23 protein-coding genes and 1 pseudogene are annotated in these 23,382 nt (G+C 62.3%); 14 read left to right on the top strand and 10 right to left on the bottom strand.

The genetic code is table 11. From position 1 onward, the window contains the following. Nucleotides 1-10 precede the first annotated feature (10 nt). Nucleotides 11-271, bottom strand: coding sequence for a hypothetical protein (locus V1279_RS10050; RefSeq protein WP_334446304.1), 261 nt, complete (start codon nucleotides 269-271; stop codon nucleotides 11-13). Between V1279_RS10050 and V1279_RS10055 the strand changes: the two genes are divergently transcribed. The 7 genes and pseudogenes from V1279_RS10055 to V1279_RS10085 all read left to right on the top strand — a co-directional run bounded on the left by V1279_RS10055 (nucleotide 225) and on the right by V1279_RS10085 (nucleotide 7,247). Beyond that, complete coding sequence (locus tag V1279_RS10055) at nucleotides 225-476, top strand: hypothetical protein (RefSeq protein WP_334446768.1); 252 nt, start codon at nucleotides 225-227, stop codon at nucleotides 474-476. The two genes, V1279_RS10050 and V1279_RS10055, sit on opposite strands and share 47 nt — an antisense overlap. 155 nt (nucleotides 477-631) lie before the next feature. Then, a pseudogene (locus tag V1279_RS10060) lies at nucleotides 632-1,890 on the top strand (DUF3604 domain-containing protein). Then, a complete protein-coding gene (locus tag V1279_RS10065; RefSeq protein ID WP_334434868.1) occupies nucleotides 1,887-2,750 on the top strand; it encodes a peptidylprolyl isomerase in 864 nt (287 codons plus the stop codon). The pseudogene V1279_RS10060 and the gene V1279_RS10065 overlap by 4 nt, the downstream one beginning before the upstream one ends. Continuing rightward, on the top strand, nucleotides 2,747-3,769 hold the full coding sequence (locus V1279_RS10070; RefSeq protein ID WP_334434871.1) for a HupE/UreJ family protein: 1,023 nt from the start codon (nucleotides 2,747-2,749) through the stop codon (nucleotides 3,767-3,769). The genes V1279_RS10065 and V1279_RS10070 overlap by 4 nt, the downstream gene beginning before the upstream one ends. A 136-nt stretch (nucleotides 3,770-3,905) precedes the next feature. After that, entirely contained in the window at nucleotides 3,906-4,670 is a 765-nt protein-coding gene (locus tag V1279_RS10075; RefSeq protein ID WP_334434874.1) for an NYN domain-containing protein, read from the top strand. A 299-nt stretch (nucleotides 4,671-4,969) separates the two neighbouring features. Next, the gene (locus V1279_RS10080; protein WP_334434876.1) at nucleotides 4,970-6,031 is read left to right on the top strand and encodes an aminoglycoside phosphotransferase; all 1,062 of its coding nucleotides are present in this window, start codon (nucleotides 4,970-4,972) and stop codon (nucleotides 6,029-6,031) included. Nucleotides 6,032-6,185: 154 nt separating this feature from the next. Continuing rightward, nucleotides 6,186-7,247, top strand: coding sequence for a ketopantoate reductase family protein (locus V1279_RS10085; RefSeq protein WP_334434878.1), 1,062 nt, complete (start codon nucleotides 6,186-6,188; stop codon nucleotides 7,245-7,247). Between the two features lie 36 nt (nucleotides 7,248-7,283). Here V1279_RS10085 and V1279_RS10090 read toward each other — a convergent pair whose 3' ends face one another. Further along, entirely contained in the window at nucleotides 7,284-8,702 is a 1,419-nt protein-coding gene (locus tag V1279_RS10090) for an APC family permease (protein ID WP_334434880.1), read from the bottom strand. Nucleotides 8,703-9,064: 362 nt separating this feature from the next. Between V1279_RS10090 and V1279_RS10095 the strand changes: the two genes are divergently transcribed. Continuing rightward, nucleotides 9,065-9,316, top strand: coding sequence for a PepSY domain-containing protein (locus tag V1279_RS10095; protein ID WP_334434882.1), 252 nt, complete (start codon nucleotides 9,065-9,067; stop codon nucleotides 9,314-9,316). 99 nt (nucleotides 9,317-9,415) lie between these two features. On the opposite strand, the gene V1279_RS10100 is transcribed toward V1279_RS10095, so the two are convergent. Continuing rightward, entirely contained in the window at nucleotides 9,416-9,757 is a 342-nt protein-coding gene (locus V1279_RS10100) for a hypothetical protein (protein WP_334434884.1), read from the bottom strand. A 334-nt stretch (nucleotides 9,758-10,091) separates the two neighbouring features. On the opposite strand from V1279_RS10100, the gene gcl reads away from it, so the two are divergent. The 4 genes from gcl to V1279_RS10120 all read left to right on the top strand — a co-directional run bounded on the left by gcl (nucleotide 10,092) and on the right by V1279_RS10120 (nucleotide 14,143). Beyond that, entirely contained in the window at nucleotides 10,092-11,891 is a 1,800-nt protein-coding gene (gene gcl / locus V1279_RS10105) for a glyoxylate carboligase (protein WP_334434887.1), read from the top strand. 17 nt (nucleotides 11,892-11,908) lie between these two features. Next, nucleotides 11,909-12,694, top strand: a complete 786-nt coding sequence (gene hyi, locus V1279_RS10110; protein ID WP_334434889.1) for a hydroxypyruvate isomerase — start codon at nucleotides 11,909-11,911, stop codon at nucleotides 12,692-12,694. Between the two features lie 34 nt (nucleotides 12,695-12,728). Further along, nucleotides 12,729-13,616, top strand: a complete 888-nt coding sequence (locus V1279_RS10115) for a 2-hydroxy-3-oxopropionate reductase (RefSeq protein ID WP_334434891.1) — start codon at nucleotides 12,729-12,731, stop codon at nucleotides 13,614-13,616. A 143-nt stretch (nucleotides 13,617-13,759) separates the two neighbouring features. Continuing rightward, nucleotides 13,760-14,143 (top strand): DUF1236 domain-containing protein, encoded by a 384-nt coding sequence (locus V1279_RS10120; RefSeq protein WP_334446305.1) that lies wholly within the window; start codon nucleotides 13,760-13,762, stop codon nucleotides 14,141-14,143. A gap of 63 nt (nucleotides 14,144-14,206) precedes the next feature. On the opposite strand, the gene V1279_RS10125 is transcribed toward V1279_RS10120, so the two are convergent. The 3 genes from V1279_RS10125 to V1279_RS10135 form a co-directional block, all read right to left on the bottom strand. Further along, on the bottom strand, nucleotides 14,207-14,560 hold the full coding sequence (locus V1279_RS10125; protein ID WP_334434893.1) for a VanZ family protein: 354 nt from the start codon (nucleotides 14,558-14,560) through the stop codon (nucleotides 14,207-14,209). Nucleotides 14,561-14,636: 76 nt separating this feature from the next. Continuing rightward, on the bottom strand, nucleotides 14,637-15,251 hold the full coding sequence (locus tag V1279_RS10130) for a thiamine pyrophosphate-dependent enzyme (RefSeq protein WP_334434896.1): 615 nt from the start codon (nucleotides 15,249-15,251) through the stop codon (nucleotides 14,637-14,639). A gap of 8 nt (nucleotides 15,252-15,259) precedes the next feature. Further along, entirely contained in the window at nucleotides 15,260-15,814 is a 555-nt protein-coding gene (locus V1279_RS10135; RefSeq protein WP_334434898.1) for a decarboxylase, read from the bottom strand. 339 nt (nucleotides 15,815-16,153) lie between these two features. Between V1279_RS10135 and V1279_RS10140 the strand changes: the two genes are divergently transcribed. Continuing rightward, on the top strand, nucleotides 16,154-17,203 hold the full coding sequence (locus V1279_RS10140) for a hydroxyacid dehydrogenase (protein WP_334434900.1): 1,050 nt from the start codon (nucleotides 16,154-16,156) through the stop codon (nucleotides 17,201-17,203). Nucleotides 17,204-17,233: 30 nt separating this feature from the next. Continuing rightward, nucleotides 17,234-18,100 (top strand): alpha/beta fold hydrolase, encoded by an 867-nt coding sequence (locus V1279_RS10145; RefSeq protein WP_334434902.1) that lies wholly within the window; start codon nucleotides 17,234-17,236, stop codon nucleotides 18,098-18,100. A 354-nt stretch (nucleotides 18,101-18,454) separates the two neighbouring features. On the opposite strand, the gene V1279_RS10150 is transcribed toward V1279_RS10145, so the two are convergent. Genes V1279_RS10150 through V1279_RS10165 form a run of 4 tightly spaced genes read right to left on the bottom strand, consistent with a single transcriptional unit; the run spans nucleotide 18,455 to nucleotide 23,381 of the window. Continuing rightward, nucleotides 18,455-19,732 carry an aspartate aminotransferase family protein gene (locus V1279_RS10150; RefSeq protein ID WP_334434905.1) on the bottom strand — a complete coding sequence of 426 codons (1,278 nt, stop codon included), beginning with the start codon at nucleotides 19,730-19,732 and terminating at the stop codon, nucleotides 18,455-18,457. 4 nt (nucleotides 19,733-19,736) lie between these two features. Then, nucleotides 19,737-20,813, bottom strand: a complete 1,077-nt coding sequence (locus V1279_RS10155) for a phosphotransferase (RefSeq protein WP_334434907.1) — start codon at nucleotides 20,811-20,813, stop codon at nucleotides 19,737-19,739. 9 nt (nucleotides 20,814-20,822) lie between these two features. After that, complete coding sequence (locus V1279_RS10160) at nucleotides 20,823-21,758, bottom strand: 2-hydroxyacid dehydrogenase (protein WP_334434909.1); 936 nt, start codon at nucleotides 21,756-21,758, stop codon at nucleotides 20,823-20,825. 15 nt (nucleotides 21,759-21,773) lie between these two features. Next, on the bottom strand, nucleotides 21,774-23,381 hold the full coding sequence (locus V1279_RS10165; RefSeq protein WP_334434912.1) for an ABC transporter ATP-binding protein: 1,608 nt from the start codon (nucleotides 23,379-23,381) through the stop codon (nucleotides 21,774-21,776). Nucleotide 23,382 lies beyond the last annotated feature (1 nt).

The following is a 23,382-nucleotide window of genomic DNA, read 5'->3' on the forward strand; positions in this document are numbered from 1 at the left end:
GTGAGCGCTGTCAGCGCCTGCCGACTCGATTGACGGGACCGCCACGATTCATCGGTGTTCCACGCCGGACTCCGACACCTACGGCGCCGACGCCGGGGGTCACCACCACGGCTCGCGCGACAGGCCGCGGCCGCAGCACCACGCCGGGCCTTACGATGCACCCGGCAGGATACGAAACGTATTGGCAGTAAACTACGGCACTGGCCTGCTCGGTACTTGCGGCCATGAACCCAGCTATCAGCAGCGCCGACAACGTGATCGAAAGCTTCATTTGGCGTCCTTCGAGATATCTCGTCGTCCGTTTCATGGATGGCCTCCATTTTTGCGGCCTGCATCCGCAAATCCCGACGGTGCAGAACTTCGCACCTTCGCCGAAGCTACAGTCCATGCGCGCGGAGGGCTATGCAAAATACGACAAACTAACCTGGGAGGGAATCGCCGCAGCGAATAAGCGGCAGCGTGACTGCCCTAACTGATTTGGCATTGTGGGCTTCCAAGCGGTTTGGAGAAAGCCTACCATCGCGTTAGGTGAAAATTTGTTGAGGGCATCACTGACTCCGACAGCTTTGACCAGATGATGCACCGATCGGATGTCCCTGACGAGATAACTCACCGAGATCGTGGGGGGCTGATGCTGTTCCGTTTGTTCTCCATCTCCGGAGCCGCGCTGGCTTTCGTTTGTGCCGCAAGCGTGTTTGCCACGACGGTCGCGGCAGAAGATGCAACCACGGATATCGGCACGCTCGACAGGGAGAGCGCCGATAAGGCGTTCCCCACCAAGCCGTCTTACTCGCCGTATGCGGGGCGCAATTTCCCGACACGGCCCTACTTCGGCGACACGCACACGCACACATCGTTCTCAATGGACGCTGGTGCGTTCGGTGCTCGGCTCGGCCCAAAGGACGCGTATCGCTTTGGCAAGGGCGAGGAAGTTATCGCATCCAGCGGACAACGCGCGAAACTTTCGCGTCCGCTGGATTTCATGGTGGTGACGGACCATTCGGACGGCATGGGCTTTTTCCCGCAACTGATCGGGGGCGATCCCGGCCTGCTGGCGACGCCGCAGGGCCGGAAGTGGTACGACGAGATCAATTCCGGCAAGGGCGCGCAGGCCGCCATCGATATCATTACCAGCTTCGGCAAGGGGCAAATGCCCAAGGGCTTCCCGACGCCGGGGACGCCGGCCTATCGCAGCGCCTGGCGCGAAACGATCAAGGCGGCGGAAGAAGCCAATGAACCCGGCCGCTTCACTGCTTTCATCGGCTATGAGTGGACCTCGAACGCTGGCGGCAACAACCTTCATCGAAATATCATTTGGCGCGACAACGGAGCCAAGGCGAGTCTCATCGAACCTTTCACCACGCTGCCGCCGTTGGGCAGCCCAAATCCTCGCGACCTCTGGAAGTGGATGGCGATGGTTGAGGAAAAAACCGGCGCGGAGATTTGAACAACGCGCCAAACGGAAAGTCGCCTTCATTCCTTGTCGCCGCCTTGAAGGATCCGATCGGCGCAAACCTGGACCGGATCCAGGTCATCAAGGGCTGGGTCGGAAAGGACGGCCAGACGCAAGAGCGAATTTACGACGTCGCGGTATCCGGAGGCCGCAAGATCGATGCCGACGGCCGCAGCAGAACAGCCGTCGGCAACACGGTCGATGTCGCCAACGCGACATGGACCAACACGATCGGCGCGGGCGAGATGATCACGGTCTGGAAGGATCCCGACTTCGATCCGGCGCTGCGCGCCTTCTACTATGTGCGCGTGATCGAAATTCCGACGCCGCGCTGGACGGCCTATGACGCAAAATACTTCGGTATCAAAATGCCGGCTGAAGCCGCGATGACGACCACCGAACGCGCTTATACTTCGCCGATATGGTACACGCCTTGATTTCTCGGCTGCTGAGAGAGCCATTACTCCAGTTTCTCGCGCTTGGCGCGATGCTGTTCGGGCTCCACGGCTTGGTCGGCAAGCAAAGCGCGGAGGCGCCCGAGAAGATCGTGGTTTCCGCCTCGCGGATCGCCAATCTCGGGGACGGATTCGCGCGGACGTGGCGACGGCCGCCGAGCGAGCAGGAACTGCAGGGCCTGATTGAAGACTACATCCGCGACGAGGTCTTCTATCGCGAGGGCAGGGCGGCCGGACTGGACCGCGACGACGCCGTCATTCGCCGCCGCGTGCGGCAGAAGATGGAATTTCTCGCCGAGGACATGTCCGTACCAGAGCCGAATGATGAGCAGCTTGCGGCCTATCTCGCGTCCAATCCAGAGCGCTTCAGAGCCGACGACCATCTCACATTCCGTCACGTCTTCCTGAGTGCTACGCGACGCCAAAATACCATCGACAGCGATAGCAAGCAGGTTGCGAGCATCCTGGCTGGCGCCGACGCAGCTGTAGATGCGACGGCACTCGGCGATCCCTTCCTGCTTGGCGAGGAGTTTCGTGGCGTCTCGGCAACGAAGGTAATGAACCAATTTGGTGAAAGGTTTGCCAAGCGGATACTCGCTATGGAAGAGGGCCGCTGGCAGGGACCGGTTGCTTCGGGCTTTGGGCAGCATTTCGTCTTTATCAGCGAACGAGTGCCGGGCGGCCTGCCACCGCTCGATGATATCCGGCCAGCCGTCCGCCGGGAGTGGGCGAACACGCGACGCCTTGAGGCGGAACAGAAGCGTTATGCCTCGTTGCGGGGGCGTTACGAAATCGTGGTGGAGGCGCCTCGGGAAAAAGCGGCGGAGGCCGCCAGCCGATGAATCGCTTCCGTTTTCTCTTTGCTGTTCTGACGGTGCTGCTGGCGCAGCCGGCGATCTCGGATGAACTGCGGCCGGGCTATCTTGAGGTGCGCCAGACCAGCCCCGACGCCTATAATCTGCTTTTCAAGATTCCCGCGCGGGGGGAGGACTTGCGGCTCGCGATCTACGTCAAACTGCCCGAGGGCACTCAAGATGTAGCGCCGCCGCGGGCGTCATTTAGCGAGGGGGCCTATGTCGAACGCCGCAGCATTCGGCGGGATGGAGGGCTCGCAGGGCAGGCCGTATCCATTGAGGGCCTGTCGGCCACATCGACTGATGTACTGGTTCGGATCGAAAGCCTTGCCGGCGCAGTACAGACCGAGCGGCTTTCCCCGACGAAGACGACGTTCATTGTTCAGGCCACGCCAGGCGCGGGCGAGGTGGCTGCAACTTATCTGCGCCTTGGCGTCGAACACATTCTGTTCGGCTTCGATCACCTGCTGTTTGTGCTGGCGCTGGTGATCCTCGTTCGAGGCTGGGCCCGCGTCGCCCTTACAGTGACGGCATTCACCATCGCGCACAGCATTACGCTTGCCGCGGCGACGCTCGGTTTCGTGAACGTGCCCGGTCCGCCTGTTGAAGCAACCATAGCGCTTAGCATTGTGCTTGTTTCGGTCGAGATTCTAAATGCGCGCCGCGGAAAGCCGAGTCTGACGACGCGTATGCCGTGGCTGGTCGCCTTCAGCTTTGGACTTTTGCACGGTTTCGGCTTCGCCGGGGCGCTGGCGGAGGTCGGATTACCTCAACATGCGATCCCCGTTGCGCTGCTGTTTTTCAATATTGGGGTGGAGGTCGGGCAGCTTATCTTTGTCGCCGCAGTCTTGTCGGCAATTTCGCTATTGCGCTACACAGCGTCCCGACTATTGGAACCTGCGCCCTTACAGCGCGCACTTGACCGGCTCGATGTGACGGTCGGCTACGCCATAGGCGTCGTGGCGGCCTACTGGCTGGTTGAGCGAACGACCGCCTTCTTCGCATAGTTTGCGGTCCGTCATTGCCCGCCAAGGGAAATTAGCTCTGGCGGCGAGAGCCCCGACATCGCTATATCCATCCATCGCTGCCCACGGCGCGGCTTCGAGGGACGATGTCCTCCGATTCAACGATTGGGGAAAAGTCATGCCTTCTGAAACTCGCTCGCCCCGTCTCGCTGTTCTGATCGATGCCGACAATGCGTCCGCAAAGATTGCGGACGGGTTGTTCGAGGAGATTGCCAAGATCGGGGAGGCCAGCGTTCGCCGTATCTACGGCGACTTCTCCAATGCCCGATCCAAGGGCTGGTCCGACATTCTGTCGAAACATGCCATCATACCCCAGCAGCAGTTCGCCTATACGACCGGAAAGAATGCGTCCGACATAACCCTCGTCATTGACGCGATGGACCTGCTTCACAGCGGTCGGTTCGACGGATTCTGTCTGGTATCTTCCGACAGCGATTTTACGCGACTTGCCGCCCGCATCCGGGAGCACGGCGTCGATGTGTTCGGGTTCGGCGCGCAGAAGACGCCGGAAAGCTTCAGGCAGGCCTGCCGAAGATTCTTCTATACCGAGAACCTGCTTGGCGGCACGGCCAACATTCAGGATGCCGCCTCGAAGTCGCAGCCGCTGCAATCCCCTGATGAAGCCACCTCCATCATCAAGAAGGTCATCGCCCAGATGGAAAGCGAAGACGGGTGGGTCGATCTTGGGGAGGTCGGAAAACGGATTACCAACCTGGCCCCCGATTTCGATTCGAGGACCTTCGGCTCCCGCAAGCTGAGCGACCTCGTGCGAAAGACAAATTCTTTCGAGATCGAGCCCAAGGGCGGAGCCATGCGAATTCGGATCAAGCCGCCGGCCGGATCACCGCCGAAGACGCGAACCGCTCGAAAACCTGCGGGCTGAGTAACCGAAGGCTGTCTCAGCCCAGACCGCAACGAGCGCGGCCACAAGCCATCCATGATTAAGCGCATGGCACGGGCCCGCTTTTGTGAAGGTTTGCGGACGCCGGCCCCGGAGTCCGCGGCGCCACCTTCATGGGGCCGGCATCCGAAAACCTTCACATGGACGGACATTGAGCGGTCACGCTGACATCCACTAGCGGTCATCCTTACCGACTACTGCCGATCACGGCGAACGTGCTCAACCGATAGTTGCGCAGATGACCGAAAAAGGGTTAGCTTCGCCGAATTTGGGAGAGCGCGATGACGCAACCGATTCCAGAAGCGATCCAGGCTGAGCGTCTCACCGCGGCACTCCGCCGAACTGGCGTGCTTGGCGAGGCTCACGTCAGCGATGTCACGGTCGAAAGCTCCCGCGATACCATCCTCTCTCGAATTATTCGGGTACGCTTGATGTACAGTGTACCGACCGACGACGCCCCACACTCCCTCATCTTCAAGACTTGTCACCCTGATCGCGTCGGAGATGCGCTGCATGCCGGCCGTCAGGAGGTCGCGTTTTATGATCAGATTGCGCCACTGATGGTGACCAACATAGTGCCTCGCTGTTTCGAGGCGTATCGCGATGCAGAGACGAGCGCGTGGCATCTCCTCCTTGAGGACCTCACAGAAACCCACGCCGTTCCGACGCAGTGGCCGCTGCCGCCCACAAGGCAGCAATGTGGAGCAATCGTTCGAGCGCACGCTCGCCTCCATGCTTCTTGGTGGGACAGCCCGCGACTCGGTGTCTCCGTAGGGACGTGGCTCGATCCCGAGGCCATGGATCGGCAGATGCAGCTTGTCGCGAACGACTTCCAACGTTTTGCTGATCGCGCGGGTGACCTACTGTCACGCGAGCGGCGCCGGCTCTATGAACAATTGCTCGGCTCTGCACCTCGTCTGCTTCAGCGCTATCACTCCCATCGAAACTTTACGATCACCCAAGGCGACGCGCATGTTTGGAATACGTTTTTGCCGCGAGACCATCAGTCCGACGATGCTCGACTGTTCGACTGGGACAGCTGGCGCCTCGATGTCGCATCGCGGGACCTTGCCTACATGATCGCGATGCACTGGTATCCTGACCGTCGACAAGCGATGGAACGTTCACTTCTCGACGAATACCACGAGACGCTGGTTGCTCACGGGGTCCAGGGCTACGATCGACATGTGCTCGAAGCCGATTATCGATTGTCGGTGCTTTGGCAAATTACGACGCCCGTGTGGCAAGCTGTGAACAATATCCCCGCCGTGATCTGGTGGAATGGTCTTGAACGCATCATGCTTGCCGTCGATGATCTCGATTGCAGGTCGCTACTTACCTGAACCCAGTCCGAATTTGGTCAGAAGCTCACCTCTTGGGAATGACCGCTTTTGGTGGCGGACGGTTGGCAGGGCCTCTCGATCCGCTAGACTGTCCTGCAACGGATGAGCGGACGCGGTTGCGTCGTCTGCCGCTAAGAAAATGTCGGGGGGAAGCATGGGCCGAAAGATCGCGATCGTCGGAGCGGGCGCCGTCGGCGGGTATGCCGGTGCCCATATGGTGCAGGCGGGCGAGGATGTCACGTTCATCGATCCCTGGCCCGAGCATGTCGAGCACATGAGGAAGCACGGGCTGCGCGTCACGCACGCCATGGACATCTCGGAATTCCAGGTTCCGGTGCGCGCGCTCCACGTCACGGACGCGCAGCAGCTCGCCAAGGAGAAGCCGGTCGAGATCGCCTTCGTCTGCATGAAGTCCTACGACACGGCCTGGGCCACCATGCTGATCCAGCAATATTTGGCGGCGGACGGCTATGTCGTGTCGCTGCAGAACTGCATGAACGAGGAGACGATTGCCGGCATTGTCGGCTGGGGCAAGACGCTGGGCTGCATTGCCAGCAGCATCACGGTGAACCTGCCGGAGGCCGGCCACATCCACCGCGGCGCCGGCAAGGGCGGGGCGGCGCATACCGTATTCCGCGCGGGCGAAGTGCACGGCCGCATCACGCCGCGGGCGGAAGAGGTCTGCCGCCTGGTCGGCTACTCCGACAGCGCTAAAGTGACGGACAATCTCTGGGGCGAGCGCTGGTCGAAACTGGTCGCCAATGTCATGGGCAACGGGCTCTCCGCCTGCACCGGCCTGCCTGGCGGGGAAATCCTGCAAAGCGAGCCGCTGCGCCGTTTTTCCACGCGGCTAGGGAGCGAAGCGATCCGCGTCGGACAGGCGCAGGGCTATCAACTGGAGGAGATCCTGCATCTGCCGCCGGAGACGATCGCGCGCGCCGGCGAAGGCGACGCGGCCGCGATGCGCGTCTGCGACGAGCAGCGTTTCAAGGATGCCAAGCGCACATCGTCCCAGCAGCGTCCCTCGATGGGGCAGGACATGCAGAAAGGCCGGCGCACCGAGATCGAATTCCTCAACGGTTTGGTGGTACGCGAGGGCGAGAAGGTCGGCATTTCCTGCGCCGCAAATGCCGCGCTGACGGATATCGTCAAGCGGGTGGAGCGTGGCGAGTTGAGTCCAGATCCGCGGCACATCACCGAACTGCGGCTGAACTGAGCCGGACGTGCGTCGGCAGCTTCGCTGGCGCGTCGCCTAGTTGACGGGCCCGCCATGACCTAAATGTTCAGTATCTGGCTCCGCTGGCTTCACCCCGGTCATCCGGTTGACCATGATTGTTACGAGCCAAAGAACGACGCCCACCGCGAGCAGGACACCGGCGACGTGGTACTGAACAATGGCTCGGCCGGTCCAGGGACCCGTGAGGAAAGCGCAAAACACAGCCCCCAGGATCGGCAGAATAGTTGGCGTGCGGAAATGCTGGTGATCCACACGATCGCGCCGAAGCACCAGGACCGCGACATTCACCACCGTGAAAACGCATAACAGGAGAAGCGCGGTGGTGCCTCCGAGCGCCGGCACCTCACCGACAAACGTGATCAGGGCAAATGCCAGCAACGTCGTGAAGCCAATGGCGACATAAGGCGTCCGCCGCGTCTCGTGTACTTTGCCAAGCGGTGCCGGAAGCACATGCTCGCGGCTCATGCCATACACAAGGCGGCTCGCCATCAGCATATTGATGAGAGCGCTATTGGCCACGGCAAACATGGTGATGAATCCAAAGATCCAAAGTGGAAAATTTGGCGCGCCTTGTTGGACCACCTTCAGAAGCGGTGTCTCGCCTTCGGCCAATTGCTCCGGCGCCACCAGCGTGATTGCCGAGATCGAGACAAGAACATAGATGAGACCTGTAATCACAAGGCCGGTAAGCAAGACCCTTGGAAAGTGACGGCTTGGATCCTTGCATTCCTCGGCCATATTGACCGAATCCTCGAAGCCTACCATGGCAAAGAATGCGAGCGTGGTCGCGGCAATCACCGGCCAGAACATGCTGCCGTCCGCGGTCGAACGAAACTGAATGATTCGCGAGACATCGCCTTGGCCCAACCCGATCGCCCAAAGGCCGATTACGATAATAATCAACAGCCCCGTCAGCTCCACACAGGTGAGGACGACGTTAGCCTTCACACTTTCGCCGACGCCGCGGAAATTGACCGCAGCAACGATTGCCATGAAAACGAGACCAGTGACCGTAATGGCAAAGCCCGACAGATTGAGCCCCATCGCATTCGACATGTTCGCGGCGAAAGCCCGGGATGCAGTCGATGCCGAGGTGATACCTGAGCACATCACCGCAAATGCAACGATGAACGTGACAAAATGGATGCCAAAAGCTTTGTGGGTGTAGAGAGCCGCGCCCGCGGCTTTCGGATATTTCGTGACCAGCTCGAGATAGCTGAACGCGGTCACGAGGGCGACCACAAACGCAACCACAAAAGGCAGCCATACAATGCCGCCGACTTGCTTCGCCACCTGGCCCGTGAGCGCGTAGATTCCGGTGCCGAGAATATCGCCGACGATGAACAGCAAGAGCAGCCAGGGCCCCATGACCCTACGAAGGCTGGGTTCAGCACCGCTTGATAGAGTGCCAGCGTTCATTGGGACATCGGTCATGGCACGCCTCTTTATTATCGGTGACGCAAGTGCAGTGTATGGGCAGTTGAAACCCTTGTGCAATAGCGGCTTCCGGAACGCTATGAGGCGGCCTTACTCACCAATCCGCAGCTCGCTGCCGCGATCAGGAAGACGCCTGCTCGAACCGTTCAAGCTGCACGGTTACGGCTTCCCAGTGATTGGGCAATGGGCCAGCGAATTAGCTGAAATTGCGGAACAATTTCCAGTTGCGGGCATTCAGTTCGCGTGCGTTCCGGTTCGCGGTACAGACGGCATGGAGGCGGGCTTGGTCGACACGTCTGCCGTGAGGCCGGTTACCCTGCGAGCTGGTTGGCGCGATGCGGTCCCACAGGAGGACAACCATGCGATTGATCACATCGACTGCGATACTGATCCTATCGGTGCTTCCTGCGCTCGCCGATCGCGCGGTCACTGAAGACGAGCGCGCAAAGCTTGTCGCTGCGGTCCAGGCGGAGGGATGTTTAGGCGGCAAGCTCGAGATGGATGAAGACGACCAGCAGTTTGAGGTCGATGACGCCGTCTGCGCGGACGGCAAGAAGTATGATCTCAAGTTTGATATGCAAATGCGCATGAAACGAAAGAATCTGGACTGAGTTCCGACGCGCATGCGTTATTACGAGCCAGCGGGGTCGGGCGAATGCAACCCGATGACAGATTCGGCGACGCAATCCATTTCGCCGCGCCGTGACGCATCAGATGCGGACGACTGGACCCGCCAATGTGATGACAACGACATACAGCACGAAGGCTGCGATCGAAGCGAGGGCAAGGGCTAATCCGCCGCCGACCGACAGCCGTTCGAGTTCGACGGTTTGGCCACCACTGAGATAGCGCTGCAGTGCAAACAGCAGAAACGGGATCCCGATCAGAAAAGATTGCAGATATATAGCGAGGCCGAGGCCAACCAGTACCCCGATCCAGCCTGCGATCAGTGCCGACTTCCGGCTCACCGAGCCAATGAGCGCGTTGAGGATCAGTCCGCCATCGAGGGGATAGATCGGCAACAGGTTGGCTGCATTGACGACGGCGAACATCTCCACCGCCTGCCTTAGTTGAGTTTCGCCGGTTGCGCGATACAGGGGAACGGACCAATCCACGACTTCCCAACCAAGACATTCGCAATTTCTTCAGCCGACCCTGATGCAACGTTAGCATGTATTGTCGCCTAGCAAAGCAGTTAGCTTGTCTGTGCAGCGATATCTCTGATGTGTGGCGTGTTTCCATCCCGTGATGGCGTCAACCAATTGATTTATCGTGTCTTTCGTCAATCCCTTCCACTCCGCGGGAAATAAAATCAGCCGCGTTGAGATCGCACGTCGCCGCCGCGAAGATCGCAGCCAGAGCGAACAGAGTTGAGCGAGGCGCGACATGGCGAAGATGCGGGCGATCGATGCGGCTGTGCGGATCCTGGAGAAGGAGGGCGTGACCATCGCCTTTGGCGTGCCGGGCGCGGCGATCAATCCGTTGTACTCCGCGCTGAAGAAGCGCGGCTCGATCGGCCACATCCTGGCGCGCCATGTCGAGGGCGCTTCGCACATGGCCGAGGGCTATACCCGCGCCAAGGCCGGCAATATCGGCGTCTGCATCGGCACATCAGGTCCGGCCGGCACCGACATGATCACGGGGCTTTATTCGGCGATCGCGGATTCGATCCCGATCCTCTGCATTACCGGCCAGGCGCCGCGCGCGCGGCTCTACAAGGAGGACTTTCAGGCCATCGATATCGAATCCATCGCAAAACCCGTGACGAAATGGGCGGTGACCGTGCGCGAACCGGCGCTGGTGCCGCGCGTATTCAGCCAGGCGTTTCACATCATGCGTTCCGGGCGTCCCGGACCCGTGCTGATCGACCTGCCGCTCGACGTGCAGCTTGCCGAAATCGAATTCGACGACGAGACCTATGAGCCGCTCTCGGTCTACAAGCCGGCCGCCACGCGCAAGCAGATCGAGAAAGCACTCGAAATGCTCAATGCCGCCGAGCGTCCGCTGATCGTGGCGGGCGGCGGCGTCATCAATGCCGATGCGTCGGACTTGCTGGTGGCGTTCGCCGAAACCGTCAACGTTCCGGTGGTGCCGACGCTGATGGGGTGGGGCGCCATTCCCGACGATCATGTGCTGATGGCCGGCATGGTCGGACTGCAGACCAGCCACCGCTACGGCAACGCGACCATGCTGCAATCCGACTTCGTGCTCGGGATCGGCAACCGCTGGGCCAACCGGCACACCGGTTCGATCGAGACCTACACCAAGGGGCGGACGTTTGTGCACGTCGATATCGAACCGACGCAGATCGGGCGCGTCTTCAATCCCGATTTCGGCATCGTGTCCGACGCCAAGGCGGCTCTCGAACTGTTCGTCACGGTCGCCAGGGAGTGGCGGAAGGCCGGCAAGCTGAGGGAGCGGCAGGCGTGGCCGGCGGCGTGCCAGGACCGCAAGCGCTCGATGCTGCGCAAGAGCCATTTCGACGACATGCCGATCAAGCCGCAGCGCGTTTACGAGGAGATGAACAAGACATTCGGACGCGACACCTGCTATGTCAGCGTGATCGGACTGTCGCAGATCGCCGGCGCGCAGTTCCTCGGCGTCTATCACCCGCGCAACTGGATCAATGCGGGGCAGGCCGGTCCGCTCGGCTGGACACTGCCGGCGGCGCTCGGCGTGCGCGCGGCCGACCCGAGCCGCGAGATCGTCGCGCTGTCGGGCGATTATGATTTCCAGTTCCTGATCGAGGAGCTCGCGGTCGGCGCCCAATTCAAGCTGCCTTACATCCACGTCGTCGTGAACAACTCCTATCTCGGACTGATCCGCCAGGCGCAGCGCGGCTTCGACATGGACTACCAGGTCCAGCTTTCCTTCGAGAACATCAACGCGCCCGAGCTCGGGGTCTACGGCGTGGATCACGTCGCGGTCGCCGAGGGACTGGGCTGCAAGGCGATCCGCGTCACCGATCCGAACCATGCGCAGGCGGCGTTCGCGACTGCGCGCGAATGGATGGCCGAATTCCAGGTGCCTGTTGTCGTCGAGTTCATTCTCGAGCGAGTGACCAACATCTCGATGGGCACCGAGATCGACAACATCGTCGAATTCGAGGAGGTGCTCGACCTGCCGCTGGACGCCACGCCGGCAAGGCCGAGCGCACCGCAATCCGGCAAGCTGCTGCCGGCATAAATCGAGGAGAGTAGATCGTGCCGAAATTTGCCGCCAATCTCACCATGCTGTTCGGCGAGCAGCCGTTCCTCGATCGCTTCGCCGCCGCCAAGGCCGCCGGCTTCAGCGGGGTGGAATATCTGTTCCCCTATGATTTCGACAAAGCCGAACTGCGCGAGCAATTGCACCAGCACGGCCTGACCCAGGTGCTGCACAATCTTCCCGCGGGCAACTGGGGGGCGGGTGAGCGGGGCATCGCCATTTTGCCTGACCGGGTCGACGAATTCCGCGATGGCGTCGCGCGCGCCATCGACTACGCCAAGGCGCTCGATTGCCGTCAGCTCAACTGCCTCGTCGGCATCATGCCTGACGGCGCTGATACCACCGATCTCAACGAGGTATTGGTAGGCAATCTGCGCTTCGCGGCGGAGGCACTTGGCAGGGAGGGGATCAAGCTTCTGATCGAACCGATCAACACGATCGACATCCCGGGCTTCTTTCTGAACCGGACCGAGCAGGCGCTTCAGATCATTGCGGACGTGCGTTCGAGCAATTTGTTCGTGCAATACGACATCTACCATATGCAGGTGATGGAGGGCGACATTGCGCGCACCTTGCAAAAACATCTGCCGCGCATCGCCCATGTCCAGCTTGCCGACAATCCCGGCCGCAATGAGCCGGGTACGGGCGAGATCAACTATCCCTTCCTGTTTCGCCATCTCGACGCTATTGGTTATCGCGGCTGGATCGGGTGCGAATACAAGCCGAGGACGACGACGGTCGAAGGCCTCGGTTGGCACGCCGCGCTGACGGCCGATACTTGAACAAGAAGCAAGAAAAGACAAAGGGGAGTTTGAAATGATCGATATCGGCTTCATCGGCCTCGGCACAATGGGGCGCCCGATGGCCGGCCATCTTCAGGCCGCCGGGCATCGCCTGTTCCTGCACGATGTCGCGCCGATTGCAGCGGAGCTGGTCGCTGCCGGCGGCGTGGTCTGCAAATCGAGCAAGGAGGTCGCCGAGAAGGCGAACGTTGTCATCATCATGGTGCCGGATACGCCGCATGTGGAAGCGGTGTTGTTCGGGCAGGATGGCGTCGCGGCCGGGCTGTCGAAGGGGCAGATCGTCGTCGACATGAGCTCGATCTCGCCGCTCGCCACCAAAGAGTTTGCAAAGAAAGTAGAGGCACTCGGCGCCGATTATCTCGATGCGCCGGTTTCGGGCGGCGAGGTCGGCGCCAAGGCGGCGAGCCTAACCATCATGGTCGGCGGGCCGGAGCGCGCGTTCAACACCATGAAGCCGGTGTTCGACAAGATGGGCAAGAACGTCACGTTGGTTGGCGCCAATGGCGACGGACAGACCACCAAGGTAGCCAACCAGATCATCGTGGCGCTGACGATCGAGGCGGTCGGCGAGGCGCTGCTGTTCGCGTCGAAGGCCGGAGCGGATCCGGCGCTGGTGCGGCAGGCGCTGATGGGCGGCTTTGCATCGTCGCGAATTCTCGAAGTGCATGGCGAGCGCATGGTGAAGCGCAACTTCGAACCGGGCTTCAGAATTGAGTTGCACCAGAAGGATCTCAACCTGGCATTGGAGGGCGCGCGTGCGCTGGGCATCTCCTTGCCGAGCACAGCGGTCGCCCAGCAATTGTTCAGTTCCTGTGCCGCCCATGGCGGCAAGGCGTGGGACCACTCGGGAATGGTCCGCGCGCTGGAAATGATGGCGAACCACCAGGTCGCAAAAGGCTGAATCTGAATCTCCAAGACCGGAACTCGCCTGTGACTGGAACCGCGTCGAAATTTCGGCGCGGTCCTTTTTGCTGCCGCATTGGAACCGGAACCTTGTCACGCTTCCAGCGGTTGAGACGCATCGTCAATTTACTGGAGGATGCGATGAATAATCGTTTGGCCGTTTCTCTGATCGCTGCCGCGCTGCTGGTGCCGGGCGCGGCATTTGCCCAGTCGACCACCGCCAGAGGCGCGGCGGACGGTGCCGCCGCAGGCGGCGAAGTGGGTGGCCCGGTCGGCGCAATCGTCGGCGGCACCGTGGGTGCCGCGGTCGGCGCAGCCGTGGAAATCCCGAACGCCGTGATCAATTCGATTCCGCGCGATCGTTCTGTCGTGGTTCGTGAAGAGGTGGTGGTGGGCGAGCCGCTGCCGCCGGCCGTCGCACTGCGCACAGTGCCGCGGCACACTGAATACCGCTATGCCGTCATCAATGATCGCCGTGTGATCGTGGAGCCGCGCACCCGCAGGGTCGTCCGGATACTCGACTAACGAACGCACCATCCAGGCAGGCAAGTCCTCGCGGGCCTTCGTCCCGCGGGGATTTTTGTTGCGTTAGGGCAGCGATCGCTGGGTTCGCCTGATCGTCCAGTCGAAAGCCGCAGCAGCGGCAAGGCCGAGGGATGCCGCCAGCGCGTCGACCACAAAGTCCTCCATCCGTGCGTGCCGGCCCGGCGCCAGGAACTGCAGCATTTCGATCAGGCCAGTGAAGGCGATGACACAGGCCGCCGTCTGCAACCGGTTGCGCGTGTGGGCCAGTCCGAATGCCAATCCCAGCAGCACAAAGGCGAGCGCGTGCTCGCCATTCTGTCCCAAGGTTGAGTGTGGCCGCTGTTCCGCCGGTCCGAGCGTCGCAAAGGCGATGGCGGCGGCAAGGCCCCAGGCGAATAGTCGAAGGGTGATCGTCATCGCGGTGGCATAGCACGATTTATGTGCTGGATACCCCCATGCGCGCGAACCGGCGATGCCTGTGGTTAACTGCCCTTCAGAGCGGCTCCCGTACGCCCATACCGTGCATGAAGCGCTCCCGGATTTGTACGGGGTCGCGGCGGGTGGTGCCTGTGCCCGGCTTGTCGTCGATGCGCACGCCGATCAGCCTCGGGCCTGCGGCCGACAAGGACGCTTCGATCAGGCGCTCGAAATCGTCCTCGTCCGCCGCCCAACTGCTGTTGGTGAGCCCGCTCGCGACAGCGATGGCGACGATGTCGGCGACGGCGGCCCCCGGTGTCGGTTGCGCGCCGGTGATCTGATAGATGCCGTTGTCCATCACCACCATGGTGAGGTTCTTCGGCGCCAGCGTCGCAATCGTCGTCAGCGAACCCAGCTGCATCAACAGCGAGCCGTCGCCTTCGAGCGCAAATATCCGCCGGTCCGGCTGCGCCAGCGCCACGCCAAGTGCGATCGGAAAGGCGAGGCCCATGCTGCCGAGCATGTAGAAATTCTGTGGCCGGTGGCCGGCGGCCCACAGGTCGAAATTGGTATTGCCGATGCCGCCGATCACGGCTTCCTCGTGCTTCAGCTTCGCAATCAGCCGCGAGGTGAGATCGAAGCGGTTCATGACCTTGGTGTTGCGGGCCGGGGTGTCTTTGGCGCTGTTCATGAGATCGCTCACTTGTCGAAGACTTTGCCGCCGGTCAAAAGCGGCGAGAGGATCAGCGCCACCGGCGCCTGGGTCGTGATGGCCTGCTTGATGGAGCGGTCGACGATGAATTCGAACTCATCGAGCCGTGTGGCGGTGTGGTGCTCCATGGCGAGCGAATCCAGCACCGGGCGCATGGTGCGGCAGACCAGCGACTGGCCATAGTTGAATTCGCCGAGCGTGCCGCGCTCAGAGACGAACATGATCAGCGGGATCTGATAGGGGATCGCCAGCGACGCCAGCACGTTCGCGAGCGTGGCAAATCCCGAAGTCTGCATCAGCACCGCGCCGCGCATGCCGCCCATCCAGGCGCCTGAAATGATGCCGACCGCTTCCTCCTCGCGCGCGGTGGGGAAGGTCGTGAAAAAGGGGTCGGCGTGCAGGTTCTTGATCAGCGTCGTCAGGACGCGATCGGGCACGTAGGGGACCAGGCGGATATCGTTGCGCTTGAGGGTTTGCAGCACGATGCCGTGCCAGCTCTTCTCAGATGTTTCGGGCGAGGTTTTTTCCTCCGCAACCGCCATTTTGATCTCCCTCATCCGCGCCGATTATTCGTCGGCTTTCATTCTTGGAGCGGCGAAACTTGACGCCGTCGGCGAGATTGTCAACATGTTCCGATCGTATCCTGCTCTGCGCCGCGCGCCGCTACATCGGGTATGCGACGATATGAGATAAGCAAGAAAAGATACCGGGAGGGGCAATGGCTGGATATATCCGAAATGCTGCCAACGCGGCGGCGCTTGCCGCGGCCGCTGCGCCGCGGGCACTTCCGCTAAGACCTGTTACCTGACCATGGCCGCCAGCGGCCCTCCCGCCAAACCAGTCAAGCCCTACGCTCTTCGAACTGAAAGTTGTCAAGGAAAATGACCGTCAACAACAAGCGCGTGTTCTACGTCAAATATCTCGCCCACGAGATCTATATCGATATCCTCAAAGCCCGCCCGGATGTGAGGCTCGACCGGCTGGAAAACGAAAGTCCCGACGCGGTCGCAGCGCCGATTCTGGCGGCGGCGCATGCCTATCAGGTCGGAGCGGCCCGCGACGAAATCGCCAGGCATTTCCATGTCGACAAGGATTTGCTGAGGCGGGCGCCGAACCTCCTGATCGTGTCTTCGAACGGCGCGGGCTTCGATCCCGTAGATGTCGATGCCTGCACGGCGGCGGGCGTGCTCGTCGTCAATCAATCCGGCGGCAACGCCAATTCTGTCGCCGAGCATGCGTTGGGGATGATGCTGACGCTGTCCAAGCGCATCCTCGAATCCGACCGCGCGCTGCGCCGCCAGGCCAATGTCAATCGCAACGCGCTGATCGGCAACGAAGCGCAGGGCAAGACCATCGGCATCGTCGGCATCGGTAATGTCGGCCGCCGTATCGCAGAGCTCTGCAACGGCCTGCTGCATATGAAGGTGATTGCCTACGATCCTTATCTGACCGCGGAAGAAATCGCCGCCCGCGGCGGCGAAAAGGTTGAGCTTCACGATCTGATGCGCCGCTCGGATTTTGTCTCGATCTCATGCCCCCTGACCAAGGACAATCGCCGCATGATCGGCGCCCGCGAGTTCGCGCTGATGCAGCCGCACGCATTTTTCATCACCACCGCGCGCGGCTTCATTCACGATGAGGAAGCGCTGTACGAGGCGTTGCGCGACAAGCGGATTGCGGGCGCCGGCCTCGACGTCTGGGACAAGGAGCCGCCGCCGCCGGAACATCCGCTGCTGCAGTTCGACAATGTGCTGGCCAGCCCGCACACGGCGGGTGTGACAAAGGAAGCGCGGGTGAACATGGGCAGGATCGCTGCCGAACAGATTCTCGATGCGCTCGACGGCAAGCGCCCGCCGCGCGTCGTCAATCCCGAGGTGTGGCCCGACTACGTGAAGCGCTTCGAGCGCGCGTTCGGATTTGCGCCGAAATAGGCCATCACCTCCGCGAGAGACGATCCCACGATGGCCGAACCGGCAGACCGCTTTTATGAATCCCAGGGGCTGCGGTTGCACTATGTCGACTGGGGCAACGAAACCGCGCCGCCCCTGATCCTGGTCCATGGCGGACTCGACCATTGCCGCAACTGGGATGCGATCGCGCGGGAATTGCAGCCGCATTTCCATATCATCGCCCCGGATCTGCGCGGGCACGGCGATTCCGAATGGGCGAAAGGAAGCAGCTACAGCCTGACCGACAATGTCTATGACCTCACCCGGCTGATGCGTTTTGCGGCGCTGCAGGACGCGGCGATTGTCGGCCACTCGATGGGCGGTATGGTCGCGTTGGCCTATGCCGGCTCCTATCCGGAGAGGGTATCGCGCCTCGTCGTGCTGGATGGCGCTTTCCTGTCGGGCTCGCAGCCTGCGCCGATCGCCGAGCAGATGTCGCGCTGGATCGACCAGCTCGACCGTATCTCGGAGTATCAACCGAGCGCGTTCCGCACGATCGATGAGGCGGCGAAGCGATTGTCGGCGCGCAACAAGCGGCTGACACCGGCGCTGACGCTTCATCTGGCCCGGCACGGCGTTCGGAAGGGCGCTGACGGCCTCTATCGCTGGAAGTTCGATCATTATCAGCGGGCGAGGGCGCCGTATCGGCTGTCGGTGGATGACTATGCCGCCTTGTGGTCGCGCATTGCCTGTCCCACCCTGTTGATGTGGGGCGACGAAAGCTTTCTGCCCGATCCCGAGGCCGCGGGACTGCTCGCGCATTTCAAGCAAGCTGAACTGCAGAAGATCGCGGGCGCCGGACATTGGCTCCATCATGACCGGCTCGACGTGGTCCTGGCGTCGCTACGGCGGTTTCTCGATGCGCCGCAGCCTGCATAAACCGGAGTGGTGCAAGAATGCCGGATCACCGGGTTATGAGCCCAAATCCGGGAGAAGATTTCATCCGCCGGCAGGTCGATCGGGGCAATAATTTCACTGCCGAAGGACGCCTGGACGTAGCGTGCATTGCTATTTTCCCCGGGATCTCGACTAGTTGGCGGCTTGAGACCATTTTCCGTGTGCGCCCTTGTTCCATCGGCGCCCATGGAAGATGTCAGATGCGACAGGTTCGTTCATTTCTGCGCAACGCCCCGTCCCGGATCGGACGCCGGCTGGCCCAGATCGTCGCCATCGCCGCCGCCAGCCTGCCGGCCGCCGGCGCTTAAGTCGCGTCCTTACTTCTCCGACACTACCTTATACTTCCGCCAGCGCCTGATCGAGCGCCTCGACGAGCAGGTCGGCATGTTCAGTGCCAAACACCAGCGGCGGACGGATCTTGAGGACGTTGGCGTGCGGTCCGGCCGAACTGATCAGCACGCGCCGTTCACGCAGCAAGTTCACGATCCGCGCGGTCTCCGCTGTGGCAGGCGCGCCTGCCGGTCCGCCGTGCCGCAGCTCGACGCCGACGAACAGGCCGGCTCCACGCACTTCGGCAATCAACGCGTGCCGCGCCTGCAGCTCGATGAGCAGCTTGATCAGATAGGCGCCGGTACGTTGCGCGTTCTCCATCAGCCGCTCGGACTCGATCACGTCGAGCACCGCAATCCCGGCGGCAGCCGAAACCGGGTTGCCGCCGAAGGTGTTGAAATAGCGCGATCGCCGGCCAAACTCCGCCAGTAGCTCTGGCCGTGCCGCCATCCCTGCGACCGGATGTCCGTTTCCCATCGGTTTGCCCATGGTGACGAGATCGGGCACGAGGCCGTGGCGGGCAAAGCCCCACATCCCTCCGCCGCAGCGGCCGAAGCCGGGCTGCACTTCGTCGGCGATGAACAGCGCGCCGGCCGCCCTCACGGCTTCGACTGCGGGGCGCAGAAAGCCGGGCGGATCGGCGAACACGCCGTCGCTGGAAAAAATGGTATCGACCAGAAGCGCCGCCGGACGGATGCCGCTCCTCTTCATGTCGACCAATGCGTCGCTGACGTGACCGGCAAAGACTTCACCGGCGTTTGCGGCCGAACCCGGCGCCGACACCAGCCGCACGTGACTTGCTTCCGGAAGCGGAAGTCCGAGCGAGGGAGATAGTTCGGCCAGCGCGCTGGTGACGCCGTGATAGGCGTTTGCCGTGACGATGAAGCCGGTGCCACCGGTGCAGGTCCGCGCGACGCGCAAAGCGAGATCGTTGGCCTCGCTGCCGGTGCAGGTGAACATGACGTGACCGATCCCGGGCGGAAACGTCGCGAGCAATTTTTCCGCGAAGTCGAGCACGGTCTCGTGCAGGTAGCGCGTATGGGTGTTGAGCACGGCGGCCTGCCGCGCAATCGCCCGCACGACGTGCGGGTGGCAGTGCCCGACGGATGCAACATTGTTGTAGGCGTCCAGGTAGCGATGACCGGCGGCGTCGTAGAGCCAGACGCCTTCACCACGCACAAACTGGACCGGCTGGTCGTAGAACAGCCGGTACGCCGGCCCGAGCAGCCGGCTTCGCCGCGCGATCATGTCTTGTGTCGAAATGGCCTCATCGGCGGCGGACATCTCTCTACTCCACATCGCATGCGCGTTGGATCTGAAAGGCGACCTGGTCTCGCGACAGCGTCGCCATGCGCCGCAGCCGCGCCCAGGCCGCGGCATTGTTGCGCAGAATGTAGTTCCGGTTAGCAGGATAACGGGCGGCTCGCCAACTGCTGATCACGACCGTCATGGCCATGCGCGTCGCGATCAGGTCGAACAGCACGCTGAATTCGGCCGCCTCGAGCGGCAGCACGGCATGATAGGCCGCGATCATCTCGCAGGCCGGCGCAAGCGGATCTTCGTCATCGGCCACCTGATACGCTGCCGCGATCGCAAGGTCGTTGACCCGCGCTGTGCAGGTGAGATCGCCGAAATCGATGATCCCGGCAACGCCGGCATGGGTTTCGGGGTCGACGACAACGTTATGCGGGTTCAGGTCGTTATGGACGGGCTGGTTCGGCAACTGCGGCAGTATCGGCAGGGCGTGGCTTTCGAAGCCGCCGAGAACATCCTCAACCAGACCGCGCCGCTCGCCCGGGACGGCGTCGATCAGCGGCCGCAGTTCGGCGGCGTGCTGAAGATCCCAGAGCAATTTGTGACTGGCGGCGCCATGGCTGAAATCGGAAAGACCGCGCGCGAGCCTTGCGGCGCATCGGCCGAGATCATGCCGCAGCGCCGTCGACCCTGCGACCGCATGCATCGGGGTTCCCGCGAGATACGACAACAGGCGCACAACCCGGCTCGAGCCGTCATCGAACGCAACATCAAGCTCCGTCATGCCGTTGCGCGCCGGAAAGATGCGCGGGACCGGCAGGCCGGGGTCTGCGGCCGCGAGGTGGAGCAGGGCCTCCGTCTGCAAGTTGGTCACCGCGCGGTCTTCCGCAGGGTTGGCGATCTTCAGGACATATTCACGGCCACTCAGCGCGCGCAGCCGAAAGTTTTGATCGCGCTCGCTGTCGAGCCGGTGCACGGCTGATATCAGGCCGTAGTGCTCGGCCGCCAGTCGTTGGACCAGCGCTTCCGGGATGGCGGATGCGGCGCGCAGGGTGTTGATCGGGTGAGCGGCAATCGTCGCAGCAGACGAGGCCGGCACTAGAGTATCCATTGGCGTCGCTCAGTAGCCGCGTTCGCGGTCGATGGAGTGAGGTGGGCGCCGGCCGGCGCGTATCGCTTCCGCCGTCGCGCGAAACGTCGCTCCGATGGCTCCCACGCTCACTTCGCTGGCATCGTGCGGCGTGACGACAATGCGGGGATGTCGCCAGAACGGATGCCGCGGCGCCAATGGTTCGGCCGAGAACACGTCGAGTGCTGCGCCGGCAAGCTGGCCGCTCTCCAGCGCCGTAAGCAAGTCGGCTTCGACCAGATGCTCGCCGCGGCCGACCTGGATCAGGTAGCCGCCACGATACATTCGGGCGAACGTCTTGCGGTTGAGGATACCCTTTGTCTCCGGCGTCAGCGGCAGCAGGTTCACGAGAACCTCGGTCTGGCCGAGCATGGCATCGAGGCCTGCAGCGCCATCGAAGCCGCGGATGCCTTGCGGCGCAGGCTTTGCGGTTCGGCTCCACGCCAAGACGGGGAAACCAAGCAAAGCGAGATCGGCGGCGACCCTACGGCCGATCTCGCCAAAGCCTAGAATGCCGACCGGCACGTCCTGCGCCCGGCGCAGGCCAAGACGCTGCCAGCGTTCCTCGCGCTGCTGCGCCTGATACGTCGCAAGGCGCCGCTGATGCCCAATCACGTGCCAGGCAACGAAGCCCGACATCATCTGCGCCTGCGCAGGGTCGACGACACGGATCACGTCGACTTCGGGGCGAAGGCTGGGGCACGCCAGAATATTGTCGACACCGGCGCCGATCGAGCAGACCGCCTGCAGATTGGGATAGCGTTCGAATGCGTCATCCGGAGGATGCCAGGCCACCGCCAGCCGGACGTCCGTTGCCGGACCCTCGTGCGGATGGCTGATGATTTCGATACGGTCGGCGGCGCGCATGAATTGCGGGCCGAGATAGCCGCGAAGATCGAGGCTCTTGCTAACCAGGACGCAGCGCATCGTTCGTGGTCCCGTTCATGCCGCCCTGGACGATGACGCCCGGCCGGGTACGGCGGAAAGCAGCTCGCGCGTGTAGGCGTGCTCGGGGGCCGCGAACAGTAGCGAAGCGGATTTGAGTTCGACGATCGCGCCATGCTGCATCACGGCGATGCGGTCGCAGATCTGCGCGGCCACGCGCAAATCGTGGGTGATGAACAGCATCGACAGGCCGAGCCGGGCCTTCAAATCCTCGAGCAAATCCAGAACCTGCGCCTGCACTGATACGTCGAGCGCAGAGACCGCTTCGTCGGCGACGAGGACTTCCGGGTCGAGCGCCAACGCCCGCGCGATTCCAATGCGCTGCCGTTGCCCGCCGGAGAATTCGTGCGGAAATCGCTCCATCGCGCCTGCATTGAGGCCGACCAGGCTGAGCAGATCACCAGCACGCTTGCGCGCCGCCGCCGGATCGACGCCATGCGCAATAGGTCCATCCGTGATGATGTTGCCGACCTTCCGGCGCGGATTGAGCGAGGCGAAGGGATCCTGGAACACCATCTGAATGCGGCGGCGCTGTTCGCGCAGCGCCTTTCCCTTGATCTGGGTGAGATCGACGTCGCCGATAAGGACGGTGCCGGCGTCAGGTTCGATCAAGCGCATCACAAGCCGCGCCACCGAGGATTTTCCTGAGCCGGATTCGCCGACCAGACCGAGCGTCTCGCCGCGGAATATGTCGAAGCTGACTTCCCTGGCCGCCTGCACGCGGCGTTCGGTGCGGAACCATCCGCCGCCGCTGACATAAGTCTTGCCGAGGCCGATCACTTCCACCGCCTTGCTGCGGTCGAGCAGAGGCGTCCGCTGCGGTGGCTGCAGGGTGGGAACGGCGGCGAGCAATGCACGGGTATAGGGATGCTGAGCGCGCAACAGCACGTCGTCGGCCGTGCCCTGTTCGACCACCTTGCCGTGCTGAAGCACGACCACGCGATCGGCAATCTCGGCGACGACGCCGAAATCATGGGTAATGAACATGACGGCCATGTTGCGGCGGCGCTGCAGGTCGCGGATCAGCTTGAGGATTTGCGCCTGCGTCGTGACATCGAGCGCGGTCGTCGGTTCGTCGGCCACCAGCACCGCCGGCTCGAGCGCCAGCGCCATGGCGATCATGGCGCGCTGGCGCTGGCCGCCGGATAATTGATGGGGGTAGGCGCGAACGATCCGCTCCGGGTCGGGCAGGCCGACTTCGCGGATCAAGGCGAGGGCCTTTTCGCGGCGCTCCTTCGGCGTCAAAAGATCATGCGCCTCGAACATTTCGGCGATCTGGTCGCCGATCCGCATCAACGGATTGAGCGCCGTCATCGGCTCCTGGAACACCATGGCGATGCCGCGGCCGCGCAGCGCCAGCCATTCCGTTGGGCTGAGCGACAACAGGTTCTTGCCCTCGAACAGGATCTCACCGGATTCAGTGGTCACCGTGTCCGGCAGCAAGCCCATCAGCGCATGGGCGCACATCGATTTGCCGGAGCCGGATTCACCGACCACGCAGAGGATTTTTCCGGCAGATAGTTCGAACGAAACGCCATCCACAGCATGGGGGCGGTCGCCGCCCGGGGGCAGTGCCAGCTTCAGGTTCTTGATGACGACGGTCATG

Origin of the sequence: Bradyrhizobium sp. AZCC 1610, assembly GCF_036924515.1 — a bacterium.
GTDB lineage: Bacteria > Pseudomonadota > Alphaproteobacteria > Rhizobiales > Xanthobacteraceae > Bradyrhizobium.

What these genes read in the sequence shown, in the direction of transcription:
- V1279_RS10055 (WP_334446768.1), top strand. Translation starts at nt 225, where the DNA reads ATGAACCCAGCTATCAGCAGCGCCGACAACGTGATCGAAAGCTTCATT.
- V1279_RS10050 (WP_334446304.1), bottom strand. Translation starts at nt 271, where the DNA reads ATGAAGCTTTCGATCACGTTGTCGGCGCTGCTGATAGCTGGGTTCATG.
- V1279_RS10070 (WP_334434871.1), top strand. Translation starts at nt 2,747, where the DNA reads ATGAATCGCTTCCGTTTTCTCTTTGCTGTTCTGACGGTGCTGCTGGCG.
- V1279_RS10075 (WP_334434874.1), top strand. Translation starts at nt 3,906, where the DNA reads ATGCCTTCTGAAACTCGCTCGCCCCGTCTCGCTGTTCTGATCGATGCC.
- V1279_RS10080 (WP_334434876.1), top strand. Translation starts at nt 4,970, where the DNA reads ATGACGCAACCGATTCCAGAAGCGATCCAGGCTGAGCGTCTCACCGCG.
- V1279_RS10085 (WP_334434878.1), top strand. Translation starts at nt 6,186, where the DNA reads ATGGGCCGAAAGATCGCGATCGTCGGAGCGGGCGCCGTCGGCGGGTAT.
- V1279_RS10090 (WP_334434880.1), bottom strand. Translation starts at nt 8,702, where the DNA reads ATGACCGATGTCCCAATGAACGCTGGCACTCTATCAAGCGGTGCTGAA.
- V1279_RS10095 (WP_334434882.1), top strand. Translation starts at nt 9,065, where the DNA reads ATGCGATTGATCACATCGACTGCGATACTGATCCTATCGGTGCTTCCT.
- V1279_RS10100 (WP_334434884.1), bottom strand. Translation starts at nt 9,757, where the DNA reads ATGTTCGCCGTCGTCAATGCAGCCAACCTGTTGCCGATCTATCCCCTC.
- gcl (WP_334434887.1), top strand. Translation starts at nt 10,092, where the DNA reads ATGGCGAAGATGCGGGCGATCGATGCGGCTGTGCGGATCCTGGAGAAG.
- V1279_RS10115 (WP_334434891.1), top strand. Translation starts at nt 12,729, where the DNA reads ATGATCGATATCGGCTTCATCGGCCTCGGCACAATGGGGCGCCCGATG.
- V1279_RS10120 (WP_334446305.1), top strand. Translation starts at nt 13,760, where the DNA reads ATGAATAATCGTTTGGCCGTTTCTCTGATCGCTGCCGCGCTGCTGGTG.
- V1279_RS10125 (WP_334434893.1), bottom strand. Translation starts at nt 14,560, where the DNA reads ATGACGATCACCCTTCGACTATTCGCCTGGGGCCTTGCCGCCGCCATC.
- V1279_RS10130 (WP_334434896.1), bottom strand. Translation starts at nt 15,251, where the DNA reads ATGAACAGCGCCAAAGACACCCCGGCCCGCAACACCAAGGTCATGAAC.
- V1279_RS10135 (WP_334434898.1), bottom strand. Translation starts at nt 15,814, where the DNA reads ATGGCGGTTGCGGAGGAAAAAACCTCGCCCGAAACATCTGAGAAGAGC.
- V1279_RS10140 (WP_334434900.1), top strand. Translation starts at nt 16,154, where the DNA reads ATGACCGTCAACAACAAGCGCGTGTTCTACGTCAAATATCTCGCCCAC.
- V1279_RS10145 (WP_334434902.1), top strand. Translation starts at nt 17,234, where the DNA reads ATGGCCGAACCGGCAGACCGCTTTTATGAATCCCAGGGGCTGCGGTTG.
- V1279_RS10150 (WP_334434905.1), bottom strand. Translation starts at nt 19,732, where the DNA reads ATGTCCGCCGCCGATGAGGCCATTTCGACACAAGACATGATCGCGCGG.
- V1279_RS10155 (WP_334434907.1), bottom strand. Translation starts at nt 20,813, where the DNA reads ATGGATACTCTAGTGCCGGCCTCGTCTGCTGCGACGATTGCCGCTCAC.
- V1279_RS10160 (WP_334434909.1), bottom strand. Translation starts at nt 21,758, where the DNA reads ATGCGCTGCGTCCTGGTTAGCAAGAGCCTCGATCTTCGCGGCTATCTC.
- V1279_RS10165 (WP_334434912.1), bottom strand. Translation starts at nt 23,381, where the DNA reads ATGACCGTCGTCATCAAGAACCTGAAGCTGGCACTGCCCCCGGGCGGC.